This window comes from Paludisphaera borealis (genome assembly GCF_001956985.1).
In the GTDB taxonomy this organism is placed as follows: domain Bacteria; phylum Planctomycetota; class Planctomycetia; order Isosphaerales; family Isosphaeraceae; genus Paludisphaera; species Paludisphaera borealis.
Genome location: NZ_CP019082.1, coordinates 445,693 through 467,205, shown reverse-complemented (window position 1 = coordinate 467,205; position 21,513 = coordinate 445,693). Strand labels below are relative to the sequence as shown.

At 66.3% G+C, this 21,513-nt stretch carries 17 protein-coding genes and 1 tRNA gene; 7 read left to right on the top strand and 11 right to left on the bottom strand.

Features of this window, described 5'->3' with window-relative positions:
* Window positions 1–3: 3 nt before the first annotated feature.
* The 7 genes from kdpA to BSF38_RS01810 all read right to left on the bottom strand — a co-directional run bounded on the left by kdpA (window position 4) and on the right by BSF38_RS01810 (window position 8,062).
* The gene (gene kdpA / locus BSF38_RS01840) at window positions 4–1,761 is read right to left on the bottom strand and encodes a potassium-transporting ATPase subunit KdpA (protein WP_237170699.1); all 1,758 of its coding nucleotides are present in this window, start codon (window positions 1,759–1,761) and stop codon (window positions 4–6) included.
* 79 nt (window positions 1,762–1,840) lie between these two features.
* Window positions 1,841–1,978, bottom strand: coding sequence for a potassium-transporting ATPase subunit F (locus BSF38_RS29755; protein WP_168189289.1), 138 nt, complete (start codon window positions 1,976–1,978; stop codon window positions 1,841–1,843).
* A gap of 215 nt (window positions 1,979–2,193) precedes the next feature.
* Window positions 2,194–2,880 carry a response regulator gene (locus BSF38_RS01830; protein ID WP_076343195.1) on the bottom strand — a complete coding sequence of 229 codons (687 nt, stop codon included), beginning with the start codon at window positions 2,878–2,880 and terminating at the stop codon, window positions 2,194–2,196.
* Window positions 2,877–4,733, bottom strand: coding sequence for a HAMP domain-containing sensor histidine kinase (locus tag BSF38_RS01825; RefSeq protein ID WP_076343194.1), 1,857 nt, complete (start codon window positions 4,731–4,733; stop codon window positions 2,877–2,879). Before BSF38_RS01825 ends, BSF38_RS01830 begins: the two co-directional genes overlap by 4 nt.
* Before the next feature lie 353 nt (window positions 4,734–5,086).
* Complete coding sequence (locus tag BSF38_RS01820; RefSeq protein WP_076343193.1) at window positions 5,087–6,424, bottom strand: sigma-54-dependent transcriptional regulator; 1,338 nt, start codon at window positions 6,422–6,424, stop codon at window positions 5,087–5,089.
* A gap of 179 nt (window positions 6,425–6,603) precedes the next feature.
* On the bottom strand, window positions 6,604–7,395 hold the full coding sequence (locus tag BSF38_RS01815) for a response regulator (RefSeq protein WP_083712626.1): 792 nt from the start codon (window positions 7,393–7,395) through the stop codon (window positions 6,604–6,606).
* A gap of 594 nt (window positions 7,396–7,989) precedes the next feature.
* A tRNA-Ala gene (locus BSF38_RS01810) sits at window positions 7,990–8,062 on the bottom strand.
* Window positions 8,063–8,143: 81 nt separating this feature from the next.
* On the opposite strand from BSF38_RS01810, the gene BSF38_RS01805 reads away from it, so the two are divergent.
* Window positions 8,144–9,067 carry a glycoside hydrolase family protein gene (locus tag BSF38_RS01805; protein ID WP_076343191.1) on the top strand — a complete coding sequence of 308 codons (924 nt, stop codon included), beginning with the start codon at window positions 8,144–8,146 and terminating at the stop codon, window positions 9,065–9,067.
* Between the two features lie 16 nt (window positions 9,068–9,083).
* On the opposite strand, the gene BSF38_RS01800 is transcribed toward BSF38_RS01805, so the two are convergent.
* From BSF38_RS01800 to BSF38_RS01785, 4 genes are all read right to left on the bottom strand, one after another.
* On the bottom strand, window positions 9,084–9,860 hold the full coding sequence (locus tag BSF38_RS01800) for a sugar isomerase domain-containing protein (RefSeq protein ID WP_076343190.1): 777 nt from the start codon (window positions 9,858–9,860) through the stop codon (window positions 9,084–9,086).
* The gene (locus BSF38_RS01795) at window positions 9,857–10,681 is read right to left on the bottom strand and encodes an SDR family NAD(P)-dependent oxidoreductase (protein ID WP_076343189.1); all 825 of its coding nucleotides are present in this window, start codon (window positions 10,679–10,681) and stop codon (window positions 9,857–9,859) included. Before BSF38_RS01795 ends, BSF38_RS01800 begins: the two co-directional genes overlap by 4 nt.
* 18 nt (window positions 10,682–10,699) lie before the next feature.
* On the bottom strand, window positions 10,700–11,164 hold the full coding sequence (locus BSF38_RS01790) for a RidA family protein (protein WP_076343188.1): 465 nt from the start codon (window positions 11,162–11,164) through the stop codon (window positions 10,700–10,702).
* A gap of 154 nt (window positions 11,165–11,318) precedes the next feature.
* Window positions 11,319–12,467: an IS110 family RNA-guided transposase gene (locus tag BSF38_RS01785; RefSeq protein WP_076343043.1), complete on the bottom strand. Its 1,149-nt coding sequence runs from the start codon at window positions 12,465–12,467 to the stop codon at window positions 11,319–11,321.
* Window positions 12,468–13,168: 701 nt separating this feature from the next.
* Between BSF38_RS01785 and BSF38_RS01780 the strand changes: the two genes are divergently transcribed.
* The 6 genes from BSF38_RS01780 to BSF38_RS30520 all read left to right on the top strand — a co-directional run bounded on the left by BSF38_RS01780 (window position 13,169) and on the right by BSF38_RS30520 (window position 21,499).
* Window positions 13,169–13,687 carry a hypothetical protein gene (locus BSF38_RS01780; protein ID WP_145951930.1) on the top strand — a complete coding sequence of 173 codons (519 nt, stop codon included), beginning with the start codon at window positions 13,169–13,171 and terminating at the stop codon, window positions 13,685–13,687.
* A 445-nt stretch (window positions 13,688–14,132) separates the two neighbouring features.
* Window positions 14,133–15,026, top strand: a complete 894-nt coding sequence (locus BSF38_RS01775) for a carbon-nitrogen hydrolase (RefSeq protein WP_076343186.1) — start codon at window positions 14,133–14,135, stop codon at window positions 15,024–15,026.
* A 232-nt stretch (window positions 15,027–15,258) separates the two neighbouring features.
* Window positions 15,259–16,380 carry an agmatine deiminase family protein gene (locus BSF38_RS01770; protein WP_076343185.1) on the top strand — a complete coding sequence of 374 codons (1,122 nt, stop codon included), beginning with the start codon at window positions 15,259–15,261 and terminating at the stop codon, window positions 16,378–16,380.
* Between the two features lie 17 nt (window positions 16,381–16,397).
* Window positions 16,398–19,343 (top strand): hypothetical protein, encoded by a 2,946-nt coding sequence (locus BSF38_RS01765; protein ID WP_076343184.1) that lies wholly within the window; start codon window positions 16,398–16,400, stop codon window positions 19,341–19,343.
* A gap of 726 nt (window positions 19,344–20,069) precedes the next feature.
* The gene (locus tag BSF38_RS01760; protein ID WP_076343183.1) at window positions 20,070–21,152 is read left to right on the top strand and encodes a DUF1559 domain-containing protein; all 1,083 of its coding nucleotides are present in this window, start codon (window positions 20,070–20,072) and stop codon (window positions 21,150–21,152) included.
* Window positions 21,153–21,283: 131 nt separating this feature from the next.
* Complete coding sequence (locus BSF38_RS30520; protein ID WP_145951929.1) at window positions 21,284–21,499, top strand: hypothetical protein; 216 nt, start codon at window positions 21,284–21,286, stop codon at window positions 21,497–21,499.
* The last annotated feature ends 14 nt before the right edge of the window (window positions 21,500–21,513 follow it).

Genomic DNA, 21,513 nt, shown 5'->3' with positions numbered 1-21,513 from the left:
GGCTCAGTGCTTCAATGCGGAGAGGTGGTCGGCGATCGGGCCGAGGACGACCGCGGGCATGAACGACAGGGCGCCGACGAGGAGCACCGTCCCCAGCAGCATCCCGGCGAACGTCAGGTTGTCGGTTCGCAGCGTGCCCGTGGTTTGCGGGACGCGCTTCTTCGTCGAGAGGAAACCCGCGACGGCCAGCGGCAGGATCAGCGCCGGGAACCGGCCCAGCAGCAGGACGACCCCCGTCGCGATGTTCCAGGCCGGGTTGTTGTCCGCAAGGCCCTCGAACCCCGAGCCGTTGTTGGCCGCCGCCGAGGTGAACTCGTAAAGGATCTCGCTGAACCCGTGCGATCCGGGGTTGGCCGTCGTCTTCGCCCCCCAGTCCGTCGCCGCGAACAGGGCCGCTCCGGCGCAGATCAGGAGCGGATGGATCAGGATCGCCAGCATCGCCAGCTTGACCTCCTTCGCCTCGACCTTCTTGCCGAGGTACTCCGGCGTTCGGCCCACCATCAGGCCGGCGATGAAGACCGCGACGACGATGTACATGAGCATGTTTTCGAACCCGGCGCCGATCCCGCTGAAGACGACGTTGAGCATCATCAAGCTCATGGGCACGGCGCCGGCGATCGGGTTGAGGCTGTCGTGCATGCTGTTGACCGAGCCGTTGGAAGTCGCCGTCGTGATGGCGGACCATGTCGCGGCGGCCACGGGGCCGAGCCGCACCTCCTTGCCCTCCATGTTCGGTCCCTGGACCACCGGCAGGCCCCTGGTCGCTGCGCTCGGCTCGACCTCGGCGCGAATGGCGATCAAGGCGCCGGCGGCCAGGAACGCCAGCATCACGCCGTAGATGACCATCGCATGCTTCCTGTTCTTGAGCATCAGCCCGGCCATCACGATCGAGGACATCGGCAGGACGATGATCGAAACCAGGGCCAACATGTTGCTCCAGGGCGACGGGTTCTCGAACGGGTGGGCCGAGTTCGGGCCGAAAAAGCCGCCGCCGTTGGTCCCGGCCTGCTTGATCGCCACCAGCGCCGCCACCGGGCCTCGCGCAATGGTCTGCGTCTCCATCTTCGTCGCCGCGCCGTCGATCGTGGCCGCCGTCGCCGCCTTCTCGAAGGTCATCGGCACGCCCATCCCGACCAGGAGCACCGCCACGAGGAGACAGTAGGGGATGATCACGAAGAGAAGCCCGCGCATCAAGTCGACGTAGAAGTCGCCCATGTCCTTGTCGCCCCGCAGCCCCCGGAGCGTGGCCAGCATCACGCAGAGACCGGCGGCCGGGGTGACGAACATCAGCCAGACGATCGCGGCAAGCTGGCTGAAGTAGGACAGGTTCTGCTCGCCCGAGTAGTGCTGGAGGTTCGTATTGGTGACGAACGAGCAGACGGTGTTGAAGATCACCGCCGTGTCGGCGCCGTCGTGCTGGACGCCCGCCGCGTCCTTGTATCCCAGGGTCGTCAGCGGCCCCTTGCCGTCGGGGTTCAACAGCGGGATCTTGTCCTGGAAATAGAGCAGCGCGAACGACAGGACGAACAGCGCCACGTTGAAGGCGAGCATCGCGAAGGCGTACCGCCTCCAGTCCATCTTCGCGGGCGGGCGGCGATCGATCAGGCGGCGCAGGAACATCGGCAGGGCGTCGAGGCCGCGCCCCGCGCGATCCTCGGGCACGTCGAGCGACCGCCACATGAGCCAGCCGAGCGGGAACGACATGGCGATGGGCAGGGCGAACGCCCAGAATGGGTGTAGCCAGGACAACGTCGATGGCACGTAAGGGTCTCCAAACAATAGGTGTCTGCGAAGAAGAATCCGAGGTGGGACCGTCCGGGCGGGGCTTCCTCGCGACGGTTCAGAAACGTTCGGGGCGGATCATGGCGTAGACCAGGTAAATCAGAGCCAGCACGGTGAGCACGGCGGTCAAGTAGAGCACGGTCGATCCTCCGGCAAGGCGCCTTGAGAGCAGGGCGGGAGCGTGCGATTCATGCACGTATCTCCAAGAAATAACGAGAGGTCGTCAGGGACGAGGGAACGCCTCGGTTCAAAGTCGGTCGCAGCCGGAGACGAGTCCGAAAAACAGAGCGAACAGGGCCATGCCCAGGGCTAACGTGGCGAAGGCCATCACGGTCCACCTCCTCGCGGAATTCGGCCGAGTCCCATCAGGGAGGCGGCCAGGGTCAGGAACAGGGCGGTCGACCGCCCCCGTTACATCAACTTGTCGTCGAAGTACTTCATCAGGTGGAACGTGGCCGGCTCGAACTCCGGGTCGGCCTGGACGGCGGCTCTGTAGGCCGAATAGGCGGCGTGCCGCTCGCCTCGCAACTCGTGCAGAACACCGAGCAGGTAATGCCCCTCGGCGCAGCGGGAGACTCCTCCGATCGCCTGCCGCAGGGCCGCCTCGGCATCACCGAACGCCCGACGATTGAAGGCCGCCTTGGCCCGCGTCAACGCATCGGCCGTCGCGCCCGAGGCCGAGGCCGGAGCGGCTTTCGGCTCGGGCTTGGCGGGCGGCGCGAGCTTGGCGGTTCGCGAGAGGACCTCGGCGACGATTCGACGGAGGGCCTCGGGCGTGACGGGCTTGGGCACGAAGTCGATGGCCCCCAGGCGCATCGCCTGGACGACGTTAGGGACCTGGTCGTGGGCGCTCACGATCACCACGGGGACGTCGATCCCCGCCTCGCGGAGGCGCCGGAGGAATCCCATCCCGCCCATCCCGGGCATATGGAGGTCGAGCAGGACCACGTCGGCCGGCTCTTGCTTCAGCCAGCGCAGGGCGGACTCCCCATCCGCGGCCGTGGAGAGGGTGTAGTCGTTCGAGAGAAGCGCCGTGCAGAAGACGAGCCTTACGTTGGGCTCGTCCTCGACGATCAGGATGCGACGCGAATCACTCATATGTCGACCTCCGCGCTGGGTGTTCCGTTTTCTCGCGGGGCGGAGGGGAGAAGGACGGTGAAGGCGCTGCCTTGACCCAGTTCGCTGCTCGCCTCGATGTGACCGCCGTGGGCCGTGACGATCTCGCGGGCGATGGCCAGGCCCAGCCCGGCTCCGCCGCTGACCCGGGAACCCGGCACCCGGTAGAACCGCTCGAAGATCCTCGGCAAGTGCTCGGCCGGGATGCCCTCGCCCGTGTCCGTCACCGCGAATCGGACGGAGCCGTCATCGGCCTCGGCCGACACGCGGACCGAGCCGCCTCGGCCGGTGTGGGCCAGCGCATTGCCGATCAGATTGTCGAAAACGTGATCGATCCGCTCCCGATCGACCAGGACCGCGGCCCGTTCGGGCGCGACATGGCTCTCAAGAGCGACGCCCGCATCTTGCGCCCTGGCCTCATACCGCTCGACGGCCTGGTCCACGAGATCCTTGGACGTGACAGGCTTGAGGTCGAGCTTGACGCCGCCCTGTTCGATTCGAGCCAGGTCGAGGAGGTCGTTGAGCATCGCGAGGAGGCGGTCCGAATCCTGACGCGCCGCCATCAGCAGCTCGATCTGCTTCGTGGAGAGCGGACCGACGGCCTCCTCCAGCAAGAGATGAACGACCATCTGGATGCTGGTCAGCGGGGTCTTCAACTCGTGGCTGACGGTGGAAACCATGTCGCTCTTGAGCTGATCGAGCAGGCGGAACTTGGTCACGTCCTGGAGCACCACGGCGGCTCCCAGCGGCCCATCGTCGTCGCGCATCCCCAGGACCCGGGGAAGGTAAAACCGTTCCTGGCCGTCGTCTCGAAGGCAGATGGCCTGTTCGACGCCGGAAGGCAGGTAATCGCCGCGGCCGGCGAGCACTTCGGCCAGCGGCGTCTGGAGCTGGGGCAGGGGAATCCAGGGGGCGTCCGCCTCCGATGACGAGACGCCGAGAATCCGCCGGGCGGCCGGGTTGGCCCTTTCGACGGAGCCCACGGGATCGACGACCACCACCGGGTCGGGGAACGTGTCGATCGTCGCCTGCGCCGTCTGTTGCGCACGCACGAGCCTGGCCGTCCCGGCCTGCTGATACTCGCGCAGGCGGCGGGCGGTCGCGTTGAAGGCGACGGCCAGCTCGCCCAGCTCGTCGCGCGTCGTGGCCGGCACCACCTGGTCGTAGTCCCCTTTGCCCAGGGCCCGAGCCGCGTCCGTCACCGCGAGAATCGGCACGAGGATCGACCGGCTCAGGACCAAGGCGATCACCGTGGCAACCGCCGCCGACCCGAGGAGGGCCAGGATCATGAGCCGGACCGAGACGGTCGCGGCGTCGCGGGCGCGGTCGTTCTCGGTTTCCATGTTCCGTTGATTGAGGTCCAGCACCGCGTCGGCCTGCTGCTTGATCGCATCGAACGTCGGCAGCAGTTCACTGAAATACAATTCGGATCGCTCGGGCGAGCCGGAAGGCAGGGTGTAGAACCGGTCGCTCAGCCTGTGGTAATCGCTGTAGAGTCTCGTCAGTTCGTCGGCCATCACCTGCTCGCCGGGCAGGGTGATGTTGTTCTGTTCGATGTTCAGGTTGGTCTCGAAGACGGGCCGGAACTCGTCGTATTGCTTACGAGCCCGATCGTCCCGACCGCCGATGGCGAACAGGGCGGCCGAATCCATGCGTTCCAGGGCGTCCTTCATGTCCTGAGCGGCCCGGACGCTCTTGTAATTCTCGCGCAGGATGACGTCGATGTTTCCGCCGAGGCGGGTGAACATGACGATGGCCCACACTCCCAAAGCCACCATGATGGCGAGTAGAGGCGCGATCCCGATGAGAAGCCTCGACCGGAGCGTTCTGAACATGATTGCCTCGTTCGGAACCATCGCTGGGCATGAGACACCGTTGTCACGCGCAATGTAGCGTCGCCCAACCTGAAATGCTCGCGGACGGCCCCCGCGTCGATAGGGACCGCCTTGGCCCCGGACGCGACCGGATCTGCGAGGCCGAGAGAGTCTCAAGGCGGATCCATCGAAACTCAGGTCGTCGCGCAGTTCATGCGACGAGGTAAAGCAAGTGACGTGCCCAGTCCAAGAATCAACGTTAAGTCGATAACCGAACAGGGGTTTCGCAAAACCTTGCGAACCTCGGAGCCGAGAGGGTCGGAGGCCTTATCGTGCAGAACGCCCGGTAGCCCTTGCAACGTGAAGGGCGGTTGTCACAGCCCGTACTGTTTCCGCTTGCGGTAGAGGGTGCTCGGGTCGATCCCGAGTATGCGCGCGGCCGCTTCGAGGTTTGGAGCGGCGACCAGCACGCGGCGGATGTGCTCGAACTCTACTTGCTCGAGAGTGGCGGACTGGCCGATCTCGATCGATCGCGAGGCGTCGGTCTGCATCTGGCCGATCCGGTCGGGGAGATCGGCGAGGCCGACGAGCGGGCCCGCCGCCAGTATCGTGGCCCTCTCGACGGCGTTTCTCAGCTCGCGCAGGTTGCCGGGCCAGGCGTAGCGGGCGAGCCGATCATGCGCCTCCGGCGTAAAGCCTTTCAGGCGACCGCCCGACTGGCGTGAGAAGAACGCAAGCAGGTGTTCGGCCAACGTTCGGATGTCGCTGCGGCGACGCAAGGGGGGCAGGGTCAGCTCGACGACGTTGAGCCGGTAGAGGAGGTCTTCGCGGAAATCACCCGAGGCGACGGCGGATTCGAGGTCTCGGTTGGTCGCCGCCACCAGCCGGACGTCGGCGATCCGAGTCTTGGCTTCGCCGACGCGTTCGTACCTCTTCTCCTGGAGGAACCGCAGCAACTTGGGTTGGAGGGCTGGCGGCAATTCGCCGATCTCGTCCAGAAACAACGTTCCGCCTTCGGCGGCGGCCACCTTGCCGGCCGCGTCTCGCACGGCCCCGGTGAAGGCTCCCTTGACATGCCCGAACAGATCGCTTTCCAGCAAATCGGAGCTGAGGCTGGGGCAGTTCACCGTGACGAACGGCCCGCCGGCTCGCTTGCTCCAGGCGTGCAGCGCGCGGGCCAGGACCCCCTTGCCGGTGCCGTTCTCACCCCGGATCAAGACGGCCGCGTCGGCCGACGCCACCAGCCGGGTCAGCTCCATCACCTGCTGCATCTGCGGGTCGGAGCTCTCCAGCTCGACCTCGGGAACGATATCCCGGACCTGCTGCTCAAGGTCCGCGACCCGATCCCGCAGCCCGCGAACCTGGTCGACTCGCTCCAGGACGGCGCGCACCTGGGCGGGGGTGAAGGGCTTGGGAAGATAATCGAGCGCCCCGCGTCGGATGGCTTCGACGGCGGTGTCGATCGAGGCGTGCGCCGTGATGAGGACCACCGCCAGACGAGGCGATTGCGCCCGCAGGGATTCCAGGAGTTCGAGCCCCGACTCGCCGCCGAGACGGAGGTCGACGAGCGCGACGTCGCAGGGCTGTCTTTCGACCTCGCTCAGAGCCGTCGACGCCGAGGCCGCCTCCTGGACCTCGTGGCCCATCGTCTCCAGGGCGACGCGCAAAGTTCGCCGAATGTTCGGCTCGTCGTCGACGACTAATATTTTCATTACTACAGCGTCACATTCTCGGTGAGTCCGGGGGCGGCGGCCCTGCCGTTTCGACCGAGACTTCTCGAAAGAGGCGCAAGACCGCCTCGTGGCGCAACTCGTCGACCCGGCGGAATCAGTTTACCGGATCGTCACGCGGCGTCGAGCCCCGACCGTCGGCCGAGAGGCCGAGCGCGGAGTCAGGAGGGCGACGGCCCAGGCCGGGCCTCCCACCCAACGGCGGGGTTGATCTGCGGGCTGTCGGCGTCGAGGCCGAAACGCAAGCAGTAGCGACGCATGTTGTCGCACGCAGGTCGGTAATGCGGGTCGGCCGCGAGCGCCTTCTTGTAGGCGTAGTAGGCCGCGTGGTCTTGGCCACGGCTCTCCAGCAGGACGCCCATCAGGTTGAGTGCCTCCACCGATTCCGGGGCGATGTCCAGCACGCGATCCAACAGCGTGGAAGCCAGGTCAAAGTCGCGGCGATTCAGCGCAAGCTTGACCGGCGCGAGGTCGACCGCGGGCGGCCCCAGGGTGATGACGACGGGCTGCGCCTCACGGCGAGTGTCGGGCGCGGGCCGTGAGGCGTCCAGGGCGTGGCGATCGATCACCTCCGAGACCACCGTCTTTAACACGACCGGGGTTACGGGCTTCTGGACGAAGTCGACGGCCCCCAGCTTCATCGCCGCCACGGCGTCGGGAATCGTGCCGTGGGCGGTGACGACGACCACGGGGGTGTCATCGCCCTTCTCGCGGATGCGCCGGAGCACGTCCATCCCGCCCACGCCGGGCATCTGGAGGTCCAGCAAGACGACGTGGAACGACGAATGCTCCAATCGCTCCAGGGCCGCGGCCCCGTCCGCCGCCTCTTCAATGTGCAGGCCGACGGACTCGAGAGCCGTCCGGAAGACCAGGCGGATGTTCCGCTCGTCGTCGACGACCAAGACGCGGCTGGCTCGGGCCGCCCGGTGGGTTGTAGTTTCGTGAAGTTGCATGGTTACACCGGCTGGATGGTATTCCGTGCGATCGCAGTTGATGACCAGGCGAGGCGACCAAGAATTGAGGCTTGGGGCGGCTCACCTCGACTCTCGTCCTGGCAGGCCGAGCCGCGTCGAATTCCAAGAGGAGGTCAAGCGCTCGCTTGCCCGGGTCGTCCGTCATGGATCAGTAAGCAGAGCCCGTGCCAGCCCCACTCCAATCGCGTAGACTGTTAACCTGAAACGACTTGCGAACCGACACCATCAACGCCGGACTCGAAGGGTTGTCTATTGCATTGCTTTTTGCATGGGGCGCAATGGAGATTGCACGACGGGACCGACGGCGTCGGCCGGCGAGATCCGAACTCGGTCCCGGAAGCCGGGAATCGACGGACGCTGGAAGGCCACTCGGCCAAGAGCCCGTGGTACTCGCCCGGACTCTCCTCAGCCGGAGAGCTTGAGATGCCGGTAAGAGGGGGTCCGAAGCGTGGGGGTGGACACGGGCCAAGCCTCCAAATCCGGTAGATTGCCGGATCACCTGGAGCCTATCGGCCGCTCCGCCGTGCATCGGCGGGCATCCTAAGTCGAGGATTCGTCGGAGTTTACGACTAGTGGAGCGGAAGGGGATCGAACCCTCAACCTCAGCATTGCGAACGCTGCGCTCTCCCAATTGAGCTACCGCCCCGATTGGTTTCGGGATATGAAATAGACTACCGACCGAGCCTCGACGACGCAAGATTAACTGGGGCGATTTGGAGCCTTGAGCATGATGACAGCCGTCCGCAGTCTGATTCGCAACGCCGTTTTTCTGTTCGCGGCCGGGATTCTCGGGTCGACCGGGGCCTGGGGGGACGAGGAGCCCTGGAGCTTCACGGCCTGGAAGCCGATCGCCGGCAACCCGGTGTTTCAGGGGACCGGAGCCGACACCTGGGACCGCAAGATCCGGGAGCGCGGGTTCATCCTGATCGACGACTCGGGGACGTACAACCTCTGGTACACCGGATACAACGGCGACAAGCCGGAGACGATGTCGCTGGGCCGCGCCACGTCGCGCGACGGCGTCCACTGGACCCGCGACGCCGCCAACCCGGTCTTCAAGGGGTCGTGGGTCGAGGACGTCTGCGTGGTCCGGCAGAACGGGACGTACCAGATGTTCGCCGAGGGCAAGGGGGACATCGCCCATCGCCTCAGCTCGCCCGACGGCGTCCACTGGACCGACTTCGGCTCGCTCGACGTCCGCAAGGTCGACGGCTCGCCGATCCCCCCGGGCCCCTACGGCACCCCGACCGCCTGGTTCGAGAACGGCGTCTGGCACCTGTTCTACGAGCGCCGCGACGCCGGCATCTGGCTGGCGACCAGCCGCGACCTCAAAACCTGGACAAACGTCAAGGACGAACCGATCATCGAGCTGGGCCCCGAACCCTTCGACCGCGCCATGGTGGCCGCCAACCAGGTCGTGCGCCGGGGGGGGCACTACTACATTTTCTATCATGCGCTGGCCGACCCGAAAGTCCGCAACTGGACGACCAACGTCGCCCGCTCGAAGGATCTGATCCACTGGGAGAAGTACGCCAAGAACCCGATCATCGACGGCAACTGCTCGAGCGCCGTGCTCGTCCCCACGCCCCAGGGCGACCGGCTCTACACGATGCACCCGGACGTGAAGGTCTTCGAGCCGGCCAAGCCGTGATTGCATTCGTTTTTGCTTATTTATAAAGGACTCCGATCCGCCGGCGGTAGTCGTCGTAGGTTTCCTCGAAGAGTCGGCGGGCGGGTTCGGGGCCGAGGTGGCAGGCGGAGGTCAGCACTTTTGGGGGCTGGCCGGCTTCGGTCAGGAGGCGGGCGGTCTCGGCTTTCATGAGGTTGATCAGGGTGCAGCCGGTGACGCTCGACAGCGGCGCCACCGGCGTTTTCAGGCCGTCGATCCAGACGACCGAATCGCCGGGCGGGGCCTGCTGGTCGACGACGAGGTCGGCCAGCTCGTAGAGCTTCACCCCCGACTCGTGCTTCGAGGTCGATACGTCGGCGTTGGCCTTCGAGGTCAAGGCCACCACGTACATGCCCAGCCGCTTGGCCTCGGCCGCCACGTCGATCGTCACCGCGTTGCAGCCGCTGCTGCTGATCGCCAGCAGGGCGTCGTCGGGGCTCGTGGCGAAGTTCCGCCAGAGGACCGGACCGAACCCCTGCACGTTCTCCAGGAACATCGCCTGGCGCTGGCCGTTGGCGCCGACGACCGGGTTGTGGAAGCTCATCGACAGCTCGACGATCGGGTGGAAGCCGGGGAACGAGCCGTACCTCGGGAACATCTCCTCGACGGCCATCCGGGAGTGCCCGGTGCCGAACACGTGGACCAGACGGCCGGCGAGGATCGTCGTCGCGAACCGCTTCGCCGCCTCGCGGACCGCCGCAAGCTGCGTGGCCTCGATTGCGTCGAGGGCCGCGCGGGCCGCCTTAAGATACTGAGAGCAAACGTCTTCGGTCATGGACTCTTCCCCTCGGAGACGCACCAGCCGCCGTCGACGTTCAGGACGACCCCGGTCAAGAATCGCGAAGCCGGCTCGCACAGGTAAAGGGCGGCCTCGGCGCAGTCCTCGGCCGATCCCGGGCCGCCGGCCATCGGCTGCTTGGCGGCCAGATAGGCCAGGATCGCCGGGTCGCCGCACGCCCGGGCGGCCATCGGGGTGTCGATCAGGCCTGGGGCGATCAGGTTGAACCGGATCTTGTCTCGGGCGTACCGGGCCGCCGCCGCCGTCGTCATCGCCTCGATCGCCCCCTTGCTCGCGGCGTACGCATAAGTACCAAACAAGTCCGGAGACGGCGACCAACCGAGCACGGAGCCCATGTTCAGAACCGTCCCCCGCAGGCCGTGCGCGTCGGGCTCCTGGGCGAGCATTTGCCGAACGGCGGCGCGGTTGGTGAGGAACGTCGATCTGGCGTTGGCGCCGAGGACGGCGTCCCAGCCCTCGACGCTGCATTCGTGGAGCGGGCCGTCGCCGAACCGTCGCCCGCTGATCCCGGCGACGTGGAAGACGACGTCGATGCGACCTTCGAGCAGGTCGATCGTCCTCTGGAACAGGTAGTCGACGGCGTCGGGATCGGCGGCGTCGGCGGTGATCGCGTGGACGTTTTGGGGGCCGAACAGTTCGAGGGGCGGGATCGCGGCCTCACAGCCCTGGGCCGAGCGTCCGCAGACCACCACGCGCGCCCCTTCTTCAAGGAACCGCCGGGCCGTGGCGAGCCCGATGCCGCTGGTCCCGCCGATGATCAGGCATCTCTGGTCGTCGAGTCGGGCTCCCGGCGGCATGCGAAAGACCTCCTGATTTCAGTCTTTGACCTGGAACGTGGCCTCGATCTCGACGGCGATCCCGCCGGGCAGCGACCCCATGCCCACGGCGCTTCGGGTGCCGATGCCGGCGTCGTCGCCGAAGACGTCCCGCATCAGGTCGGAATAGCCGTTGATCACCTTGGGCTGGTCGCCGAACTCGGGCGTGCAGTTGACCATGCCGAGGCTCTTGACCACCCGGACGACCTTGTCGAGCGAGCCGAGGTGGGCCTTGAGGGTCGCCAGGATCGCCAGCCCGGTCTGCCGCGCCGCGGCGATCCCCAGTTCGATATCGGCGTCGGCGCCGACCTTCCCCTTGATCAGGCTGCCGTCCGACTTCAACGGCCCGTGGCCCGAGACGTACAGCAGGTCGCCGACGCGCAGCGCCGTGACGTACGTGGCCACCGGCTTGGGGGCGGGGGGAAGTTCGAGGTTGAGGGCGGCCAGACGTTCTTCAGCTCCCATGAGTCAAAATCCTTGCCAAGGCGTCGTCGATCGGCGGCCGGTCCGCGCCGGACCGTCTCTGGCTTGCAAGCCTACCGGCAGTCGCCCCCCAATTCAACTCGCCGCGACCCGCCCCGGCCGATTGGCTTCTTCTGAAAATCTTCCGGGCCATGTGTCAGGCTGCGGGGGCTGGTAGTTGGCGTTCGCGGTAGTCGGCCCCGTTCTTGAGCAGGTGCCAGATCACCACCAGGATCTTGTGCGCCACGGCGATCAGAGCCTTCTTTTTCCCGAGTCGTGGGACCCATCGACGGTAGCAGATGCTGAAGGCGGTGTTCTTGGCGTGGCTGGCCGACCACGCCGACTGCACCAGGAGCGAACGCAGCCACGGACTCCCCTTGGTCGTCTTGCCGCTGCGGCGTTTGCCGGCGCTTTGGTCGTTGCCCGGGCACAGCCCCGCCCAGGAGCAGAGGTGGCCCGCGGTCGGGAACGACTCCACGTCCGGCCCGATCTCCCCCACGATCACCTCCGCCGCCCGATCCCCCACTCCGGGGATCCCCTGGAGCCGGCCCGCCGCCTCGTCGAACGGCCTCATGGCCTCGTCGATCCGCTCGTCCAGCCGCTCGATCAGGCGTTCCAACGCGTCGATCTGATCCGTCAGCAGCCGGAGCACGAAGCGGTGGTGGTCGGTGACCCGGCCCAACAGCGCCCGCCTCAGCTCGGGGATCTTGCCCCGGAGCCGCTGCTTGGCCAGATCGGCCAGCTTCTCCGGGTCGTCCTGGCCGTCGATGATCGCCCGGATCATGGCGCGCCCCGAGGCCCCCAGGACGTCGCTGGCCACCGACCCCAGCTTGACGTTGGCGTCCTCCAGCGTCTTCTGGAGGCGATTGGCCACCGCGGCGCGGTCGCGGACCAACTCGGTGCGCTGCCGGGTCAGGTCGCGAAGCTCGCGGATCTCCGGCTTGGGGATGAAGCTGGGCGACAGCAGGCCGTGCTGGAGCAACTGGGCGATCCACTCGGCGTCCTTGACGTCGGTCTTGCGGCCGGGGACCTGCTTGAGCCGCCCGGCGTTGACCAGCATCACGTCGAATCGCCCTTCCAGGATGTGGAAGATCGGCTTCCAGTAGACGCCCGTGCTCTCCATGGCGACCTCGCGGACGCCGTGGGCGTCGAGCCAGTCGGCCAGGGCCAGCAGGTCGGCGGTCATCGTGCCGAAGGTGTGGACCACCGAGGCGACCGAGCCGTCGGGGTTGATGTGGCGGACGCAGGCGACGACGGTCTTCTTGTGGACGTCGAGCCCGGCGCAGCGATCGTGAACGATGTCCATGACGTCCCCTCCAACTCGAGTGGTCGGAAACGAAGCAGTCCGAGCCGGTGGGACGACCTCGGGGCGTAAAGCAGTTTCTTCTACGTGCTCCCCCGCTTCCGGGGGGCGACAGGACGGGGTTCGACATGAAGTCGAGCCGAGGCCGGGACCAAGTTCCTTCGCGGGTTCGCGACACCAAAGCCAATGACGGCCTCTCGCCCAGGGCCGGACATCCGCAGCATAACCCAACCCGACCCCATTTTCATGGGACGGGTTGAGCCAAAGGCTCATGACCGTTCCTTCGCGCGCTTTTCGCTGCACTCGGCCTCACGCGGCGAGCCCGGCCGATTAGGTTCCTTCGCGCGGTCTTTGATGACGGCGGATCGATCTTCGCGAGGGGCCGCCGCTCATCACACGGTCGGACGAATTGTCAAAGACGCGGACGGACTACGAGAATCCTCCAGTTTAATTTACTACCGATTCGTCGCTTTGATCGGTCTTTCCGGTCGATCCCCCTCCGTGTTCTCTGTGTCCACCGTGGGAAGTCGTCCCGAAGGCTCCGAAGGAAGCCCGAAGCGCCAGCGAGTGAATTCCTCTCCAAACCCTGCGTCTCGCCTGGAACGGCCGCCGGCGCCGCCTCGCGCATCGGCCTGGTAGAATCAGAGTTCACGGTTTTAACCGTTGAATTCAGTCTCAAGAGGCGACGGACCATGTCCAGACGGTTGGCAATCGCGCTCGCGGCCTCATGTGTGATCAATATCGTGCTGTTGGTCGTGGGGCGTGGTTCGTTCGGCCAGATCATCGCCATGATCTTCGCCTTGGGGCTCGCGGTGATCTCGGTTGGGATCGGCTTTCTCACCTATCTCGTCGCCCGGCTGGCGGTAGAAGCACCGGCCCTTCGGCGGTTCGCGAGGCGAGCCGTCATCCTCGGGCTCGTCGCGGGGAGCAGCCTCGTCTCACTGCCGATCGGCTCGCTCGTCAATGGTTACGACATGGGGCAGGCCAAGAGCTTCTGCGACCGACTCCGGCCCGCACTTAAGCGACACAGGCAAGCGACCGGCCGATACCCGGAGACGGTGTCTAAAGTCACCACCAGAGACCAACTGCCCTGGCTGCTGCGAGGAGAACACTTTTACTTCTCGTCCAGCGACGGTTATTCGTTCTTGATCAGGCATCAATGGGGCATGCTCGATGGCGTCGCATCCGATAGCAGCTCCGCGGGATGGCGCGAGTTTGACTAAATGGCAGACTGGCTCGCCCCCCCCGCCGCGAGCATGATCGTGCGGGAATTCACTCGCTGGCGCGTCGGGTTGGCATGAAAATTCCGGTCCGTGTTTTGCCGTAGGGGCGCCCCTTGTGGGTGCCCGATCGCCGAGCGTGAGCGGTCGGCGTGACAACGAACCGGGTGCCCACAAGGGGCGCCCCTACCGGACCTGGTCGTGACGCCAGGCGAAAAGCCCCCATTTTCGTGAGGCCGGGCGTCCCGAAGGCGTCATGGCGGTTTCCATGAAAATAGTCCCGCCAGGGCATGCCCGGATACGAGCCCGAAGCGCCAGCGAGTGAATTTCCGGTCGGCCATTCGAAGTCGATTCACTCGCTGGGGCTTCGGGCTTGTATGGGGGGCTTGACGACCTGCTAACATGAGAAGACCTGACTGACCACCGACTCGAAACGAGGCTCGACACAATGAGGGCGAACCGCCCGCCGTTCCGCGTTGCTTTGATCCAGATGCGGTGTTCGACCGACGCCGGCGACAACCTGCGCCGGGCGACCGCGATGCTTCGCGACGCGGCGAAAGGCGGCGCGCAGGTGGCGTGTCTGCCGGAGCTGTTCCTGACGCAGTATTTCTGTCAGACCGAGGACGCCGCCACGTTCGACCTGGCCGAGCCGATCCCCGGGCCGACGACCGAGGCGCTGGCGGAGGTCGCCCGCGAGACGAAGATGGTGATCGTCGGCTCGATCTTCGAGCGGCGGACGGCCGGCGTCTACCACAACACGGCCGTCGTGCTGAACCCCGACGGCTCGCTCGTCGGCAAGTATCGCAAGATGCACATCCCCGACGACCCGCTTTATTACGAGAAGTACTACTTCACGCCCGGCGACCTCGGCTTCAAGAGCTTCGAGACCGCCCACGCCCGCGTCGGCACGCTCGTCTGCTGGGACCAGTGGTATCCCGAAGCCGCCCGGCTGACGGCCTTGCAAGGGTCGGAGGTCCTCTTCTACCCCACGGCCATCGGCTGGCACCCCAGCGAGAAGGCCGAGTTCGGCGAGGCTCAGGCGAGCGCCTGGGAGACCATGCAGCGCGCCCACGCGATCGCCAACGGCGTGTTCGTCGCCGCGGTCAACCGGATCGGCCATGAAGGGCCGGCCGACGGCGGCATCGAATTCTGGGGGGGCTCGTTCCTCGCCGACCCGTTCGGCCGTATCCTCGCCAAGGGGAGCCGCGACCGCGAGGAAATCATCACCGCGACGTGCGACCCCCGGCTCCAGGAGGAAACGCGGCGGAACTGGCCGTTCCTCCGCGACCGTCGGATCGACGCCTACGCGCCGATCACCCAGCGGTTCCTCGACGGCGGCTGAGACATCGAACGACGAAACGTCGGATCAAGGAAACTCACCACGGAGGACTCAGGAGAACACGGAGGAAGACGATTCCATCGATCATGATCGTTTGAACGACATCGCGGTCGAGAGACAAGCCGACCTTTCTTCCTCCTGTATTTCCTCCGAGTCCTCCGTGGTGGACATTCTTCGCGATCGACGATTGGGCTGAGTTCCTGGACGCCCCCAACACTCGAAACGGACGCCCCCCATGACGCCCGCACAGCTTGGTTTCCGCATGCCCGCCGAGTGGGAACCCCACGACGCGACCTGGATCGCCTGGCCTCATCATCGCGAGGACTGGCCCGGCAAGTTCGCGCCGATCCCGTGGGTCTACGCCGAGATCGTCCGCATCCTGAGCGCGCATGAGAACGTCGCGATCGTCGTCGGCGACCGCGACACGAGGCGGCGGGCGGCGAGCATCCTCGACCAGGCCGGTGCGAACCTCACCCGCGTGCAGTTCCTGCGGGCCGACACCGACCGCGTCTGGCTCCGCGATTCGGGCCCGACGTTCGTCGTCCGCGACGGCGACGTGAAGGAAGCCGAAACCGACGGCGAGTCGATCGGACCGGTCGCGCTGGTCGACTGGAAGTTCAACGCCTGGGCGAAGTACGACAATTACCTGAAAGACAAGCATCTCCCCCGACGGATCGCCAAGAAGCTCGGCTTGACTTGCTGGGCCCCCCGCGCCGAGATCAACACCGTGCCGCGGCGGGTCGTGCTCGAAGGGGGCGCGATCGACGTCAACGGCAAGGGAACCCTGCTGACGACCGAGGAATGCCTCCTGAGCGACGTTCAGGCCCGCAACCCGGGCCTCGGCCGCGAGGGGATCGAGCGCGTGTTCGCCGACAATCTCGGCGTGACCAACGTGATCTGGCTGGGGCGCGGGATCAACGGCGACGACACCCACGGGCACGTCGACGACCTGGCGCGGTTCGTCGACGCGAAGACCGTCGTCACGGTCGTCGAGCCCGACGCCGCCGACCCCAACCACGAACCGCTCGAAGACAACCTCCGCCGGCTCAAGGAAGCGCGCGACCAGGACGGCCAGCCGCTCCGCGTCGTCGCGCTGCCGATGCCCGCGCCGGTGATCTTCGAAGGCGAGCGGCTCCCCGCCAGCTATGCAAATTTCTACATCGCCAACGGGGTCGTGATCGTCCCCACCTTCAACGATCCGGCCGACCGCCTCGCCCTCAACATCCTGGCCGAACTCTTCCCCGACCGCGAGGTCGTCGGCGTCCACTGCGTCGACCTCGTCCTCGGCCTCGGCACGCTCCACTGCCTCTCCCAGCAGCAGCCGGCCGCGCCAAGCGGAGGCCCGCCCGCATCGTGAACTGAAAGGCTGATCACATGAGAATCGCATTCGCCCTGGCCCTATTTGCGGCCCTCGGGTCGACGTCCGCCCCGGCCCAGCTCGCCCTACAAATCGACGCCCGGGGGACGCTCGCGGAGGTCCGCGTAGGCGATGCGATCTATCTCAGCGACGTGGCCGTGACCCTGGTCAAACCCGGCTGGACCGGCAACCTCGCCGATCAGCGGGCCGTCGACCCCGCGACGGTCCGCGTCCACAAGGCTGGCCGGACGACGACCTACACGATGCCGCTGCGGGGCGAAAACCTGACCGCCCAGTTGATCGAGCGCGTCACCCGTGACGGCGACCTCGTCGACGTGCAGTACGAGGTGATCCCCGACCAGGACGTCGAGCTGGAAACGGTCTTGCTCCAAGGCTCGCTGGCGACCGCGTCGCACGCCGGCAAGACGTCGTATCTCGTCGGCGGCCCGACCACCTCGCGCGGGATCTTGCCGGCCGAGCTGAACGATAAGAATCACATCCTCTGGAGCGGCGATCCCGAGTGGCTGGGCTTCGGCCTTCCGGGCGTCGGCGGCCTGCGCGTCGTCCCTCGCGACATGGGGCTTCAGCTTCAAGACGATCGCAAGTGGAACACCCCCGCGTTCGGCCTGCTGGCGACGGCCGGCGGCGGCGAGCACTTGGCCCGCAAGCCGATCCGATTCGCCCTGTCGCTGCGGGCCGAAGCCGCCGGCCGACTCGACGACGAGGTGAAGCAAGGCGCGCTGGCCGGCGTCTCGCTCGTCGACGATCGGCCGCTGGCGTTGAAGAACGCGCGGATCGACCGGGACAGGCTCGAAGCCTTCGCGTCGATCACGGTCGACGCCGAGATCGAGGCCCGGTACGACAACCCGTTCGACCCCGACCAGATCGCCGTCGACGGCGAGGTCGCCACGCCGGCCGGGAAGATCGTGAACGTCCCCGGCTACTTCCAGACTCCGTTCCAGCTCGAAGCGGGTCGAGGGGGCGAGTCGCTGAAGGTCGCCGGCGCGTCGGGCTTCCGCGTCCGGTACACGCCGACCGTCGCCGGCCCGCACCAGATCACGATCAAGGTCAAGGACCGTTCCGGCGAGGTGCGTGCCAAGCCGCTGGCCTTCATCGTCGACGCCTCGAAGACACCAGGCTTCGTCCGGGTCGCGGCGAAGTCGCCGCGCTACTTCGCGTTCGACGACGGCGCGTCGTATTTCGCGATCGGCGAGAACGTCTGCTGGGGAGGCGGCAAAGCCCCGATGGCCGACTACGCCGCCTGGTTCGCGGGGCTCGGCAAGGCCGGCGGCAACTGGGCGCGGCTCTGGCTCGCGTTCAACGAGAAGGGTCTCGAATGGATGCCCGCGCCGACGCCCAAGGGCGGGACCGGCAGTTATCAGGGCCTCGGCCGCTACGCGCTCGACAACGCCTGGCGGCTTGACGAGGTCGTCCACCTGGCCGAGCGGAACGGCGTCCGGCTGATGTTCTGCATCGGCACCTACGGCGAGTTCAAGGACGGCGGCTTCTTCAACGAAGGGAGCTGGGTCAGCAACCCCTACAACGCCAAGAACGGCGGCCCGTGCGCCTCGCCCGACGACTTCTGGACGAACGCGGAGGCGCGGAAGCTGTACAAGCAGCGCTTGCGGTACATCATCGCCCGCTGGGGGTGTTCGCCGCAGGTCTTCGCCTGGGAGTTCTGGAACGAGGTCCAGCCGACGCCGGCCGTCGAAGCCTGGACGGCCGAGATGGCCGCGTACCTCAAGCAGCACGATCCCAACCGCCACCTCGTGAGCACCAGCTACGGCTCGCCGGCGATCTGGAAGGATCGCAACATCGACCTCTCGATGACCCACATGTACGGCACGGCCGGCGCCACCGCCGACTTCACCGCGCAGATCCAGCGCGAGACGCACGCCAACCTCGCGTTCGGCAAGCCCTACCTGCTGGCCGAGTTCGGCATCGACTGGCAGGCCGGCGACGAGAAGTGGGACCCGAAAGGGAACGGACTGAACATGCACAACGGCGCGTGGGCCGCGCTCGCCTCCGGGAGCGCGGGGACGGCGATGCTCTGGTGGTGGGACGGCTACGTCCATCCTAAGAACGTCTATCACGTCCTCACGCCCGTCCAGGCCTTCGCCGCCACGATCGACTGGGCGAACACCCCGTTCCGCCCCATCGAGAGGATCGAAATCGTGGGCGATCCCAGCCGGACCGAGACCTTCCGCGACGTGACCCTCGCCGGCTCGCAAAGCTGGGGCAAGACCGCGTCGAACCGATACACCGCGCTCCATGACGGCACGGTGAAGGAAGGGCCCGTCGCCGTGACTCTCGGCAGCCCCAAACGCGGCAACGCCAACGAGGTGTTCAGCGAAGTCGTCTGGACGCTCGACATGCCCCAGGCGGGCAAGGTCCTCGTCCACCTCGGCGAGGTCTGCTCGGGCGGCCGACTGCGGGTCGCCCTCGACGGCCACGAGGTGCTCGACCGGCCGTTGGCGACCGGCGAGCCCGGCAAGGGCCCCTGGAAAAAGTCGCGGCTGCTTGAGCCGTGGAAGGTCTGGGTGAGCGACTACGACGAGGCGATCCCGATCGACGTCCCCGCCGGCCGCCACGAGCTGACCCTCGCCAACGCCGACGGCGACTGGCTGCAAATCCGCAAGCTGACCCTCCCGTCTTACCGATCGAGCCGTCACCCCGAGGTCGACGCCCTCGGCCTCGCCGCCGTCGGCCGGATGATCCTCTGGGTCCACAACCGCCAGAGCACCTGGCGCGCCGACTTCGACGGTAAGTCGCCCGAGCCCCAGGAGAAGCTGACGCTCCACGTCCCGACGACCTCGCAAGCCGACTGGCGGGTCGAATGGTGGGACACCTTCCAGGGCGTCGTCGTCCAGACCGATCAGGTCCAACCCGCGTCCGGCATCCTCCGGCTCACCCCTCCCCGATTCGACCGCGACCTCGCCGCGCGGCTGACGCAGAAGCCGTGACGGCCCGCTCGTAAGCCTCGCCGCCCCGACCGCGCCGACGTTGCAGGCAGCCTTGCAACGAGGCAGGCGCGCGCGGTTTTTGATCCGAGAGTCCAAAGATTTGAGCCGCTGGAACGGAACTTGCACTAAGCACTTCGGCGTTGGAACGCCAAGCCCTTGTAAACACCGTAAAAACCACGATTTCAGGAAGGGAGGACTGAAACCGAGCTTCAAGACAGCCTGCTTTCCGGGCACGCCCTGCTTACGACTTCTCCACTGAGTGAGTCGAAGCCGCTCCGGCTGCAACGCCTCGATCCCATTCGATTCGCCAGGACCACGGTTCTTGCATCAATCCACTCTCACAGCTTTTTGTTTTCTTCCCATAAGCGGTGTATTTCCTAAAGCACGTTTCGATGTCGGCCCGCTTGCGCTTGGGTCCTTTGCATCCGTGAAAAGGAGTCGTCGATGCCTCGGCGTCTGAGAATCGTTTCGCCGTCCTCCCTTGTGATCGCACCGATCTTCCCATCGAGTTGCGATTCTGGCTCGCCGCCCCGACGCTGACGTCGAGGCCTCCTGCTTCCAGTTGCTCCTCCTTAGCTCGCTCGTCGTCTCTTCCCTGGGGTGAGCCGTGCGGATTTCGTCGTTCAGGACGATCTCCCCGACGGCGTCGCGACCCGCTTGGTCGCGGTGCGCGCTCTCCTGTCCGTACTTCCCTTGTATCCTGCATTCTCATCGGGAGCCTTGTTCATGCGTTCGAGATCAGTTCGCGGATTCACGCTCATCGAATTGCTCGTGGTCATCGCCATCATTGCGGTTTTGATCGCCTTGCTCCTGCCCGCCGTGCAGTCTGCCCGCGAGGCCGCCCGCCGCGCCCAGTGCACGAACAACCTGAAGCAGCTCGGGTTGGCCGTCCACAACTACATTTCCTCAAACGAAGTGCTGCCGATGCAGAGCCTGGCCCCGACGGCTCAGGACCAGAGCTGGGGCTGGAGCTACGGTTGGGGGCTCGGCCTTCTGCCCTTCATTGAGCAGCAGCCCGCGTTCAGCTCGTTCAACTTCTCGCTGGGGATCTTCGGCAACGCCGGTGGAAACACGTACCAGCAGGGGAACAACACGGTTTGCCAGCTCAAGATCGCGGGCTTCCTGTGTCCCTCCGACGGCGTCAAGAAGATGCCGGCGGACCCCAACGGGGGGACCAGCTACGTGGGCAATTACGGCGGCCCCGGCCAGCTCGCCAGCGCGGCCTCGGATGGGGCCTACAGCGGGACGATCGTCCCCAACGGGTTTAAGACCGACCCCAATCTTGGACCTGTCGGGATCGAGTCGATCCGGGACGGAACATCGAACACCGCGCTGTTCAGCGAACGGCTGATCGGCCTCGTCGGCAGCCCGTCGATCACCAAGGCCGACAAGGACGCCAAGCGCGCCATCTTCACGGCGGCCGGTCCCGCCGCGGGCACCGGCGCCGCCGGCGTCCAGCAGCTCCTCGCCGCCTGCAACGCCCTTCCGCCCACGACCGCATCCACCCGCTCCGACGCCAACGGTTACACCTGGTTCGCGGGTTACCCTTACCACATCGCCGTGAACGCCTACACCCACGTCGGCGCCCCGAACAGCGTGTCCTGCAACAACTCGGTGGACCAGGGAGGTTGGCTGACCTTCACCGGCCCGCTGGGCTCGGCCCCGCCGTCCAGCAATCATCCGGGCGGCGTCAACATGGCCATGGCTGACGGGTCGGTTCGGTTTCTCAAGGATTCGATCAACCTCCCGACGTTCTGGGGCATCGGCACCCGCGCCGGCGGCGAAGTGATCAGCTCCGACGCCTATTGATAACTCAGTTCCTTGTTGCGATCAGGGGATCGTGGGAATGCTTCCACATCAGTAAGGCACCCACGATTCCCTTCTTACTTCGCGACTTCCTGCTGATTCACCCCCTGATAAGTCTTAGGAGTTTCCTCGAGATGAAGCCGATTGCTGGATGGCTTGGCGCCGCGTTACTGGTCCTCACGTTCGCTGGCTGTGATGACGGCAGCCCTTCGACGCCGCCCGCAAATACGACCCCGACCCCGGACGGTCGCCCCGCCGGGTTCGAGGACATGATGAAAGGCATGGAAAAAAACATGAAGGATGCCACGAGCAAGGGTGGAGCCAAGGCGGGCGCGCCGGCCAAGAAATAACGCCCGCGTCGATC

What these genes read in the sequence shown, in the direction of transcription:
- BSF38_RS01830 (WP_076343195.1), bottom strand. Translation starts at nt 2,880, where the DNA reads ATGAGTGATTCGCGTCGCATCCTGATCGTCGAGGACGAGCCCAACGTA.
- BSF38_RS01825 (WP_076343194.1), bottom strand. Translation starts at nt 4,733, where the DNA reads ATGTTCAGAACGCTCCGGTCGAGGCTTCTCATCGGGATCGCGCCTCTA.
- BSF38_RS01820 (WP_076343193.1), bottom strand. Translation starts at nt 6,424, where the DNA reads ATGAAAATATTAGTCGTCGACGACGAGCCGAACATTCGGCGAACTTTG.
- BSF38_RS01815 (WP_083712626.1), bottom strand. Translation starts at nt 7,395, where the DNA reads ATGCAACTTCACGAAACTACAACCCACCGGGCGGCCCGAGCCAGCCGC.
- BSF38_RS01805 (WP_076343191.1), top strand. Translation starts at nt 8,144, where the DNA reads ATGATGACAGCCGTCCGCAGTCTGATTCGCAACGCCGTTTTTCTGTTC.
- BSF38_RS01800 (WP_076343190.1), bottom strand. Translation starts at nt 9,860, where the DNA reads ATGACCGAAGACGTTTGCTCTCAGTATCTTAAGGCGGCCCGCGCGGCC.
- BSF38_RS01795 (WP_076343189.1), bottom strand. Translation starts at nt 10,681, where the DNA reads ATGCCGCCGGGAGCCCGACTCGACGACCAGAGATGCCTGATCATCGGC.
- BSF38_RS01790 (WP_076343188.1), bottom strand. Translation starts at nt 11,164, where the DNA reads ATGGGAGCTGAAGAACGTCTGGCCGCCCTCAACCTCGAACTTCCCCCC.
- BSF38_RS01785 (WP_076343043.1), bottom strand. Translation starts at nt 12,467, where the DNA reads ATGGACATCGTTCACGATCGCTGCGCCGGGCTCGACGTCCACAAGAAG.
- BSF38_RS01775 (WP_076343186.1), top strand. Translation starts at nt 14,133, where the DNA reads ATGAGGGCGAACCGCCCGCCGTTCCGCGTTGCTTTGATCCAGATGCGG.
- BSF38_RS01770 (WP_076343185.1), top strand. Translation starts at nt 15,259, where the DNA reads ATGACGCCCGCACAGCTTGGTTTCCGCATGCCCGCCGAGTGGGAACCC.
- BSF38_RS01765 (WP_076343184.1), top strand. Translation starts at nt 16,398, where the DNA reads ATGAGAATCGCATTCGCCCTGGCCCTATTTGCGGCCCTCGGGTCGACG.
- BSF38_RS01760 (WP_076343183.1), top strand. Translation starts at nt 20,070, where the DNA reads ATGCGTTCGAGATCAGTTCGCGGATTCACGCTCATCGAATTGCTCGTG.
- BSF38_RS30520 (WP_145951929.1), top strand. Translation starts at nt 21,284, where the DNA reads ATGAAGCCGATTGCTGGATGGCTTGGCGCCGCGTTACTGGTCCTCACG.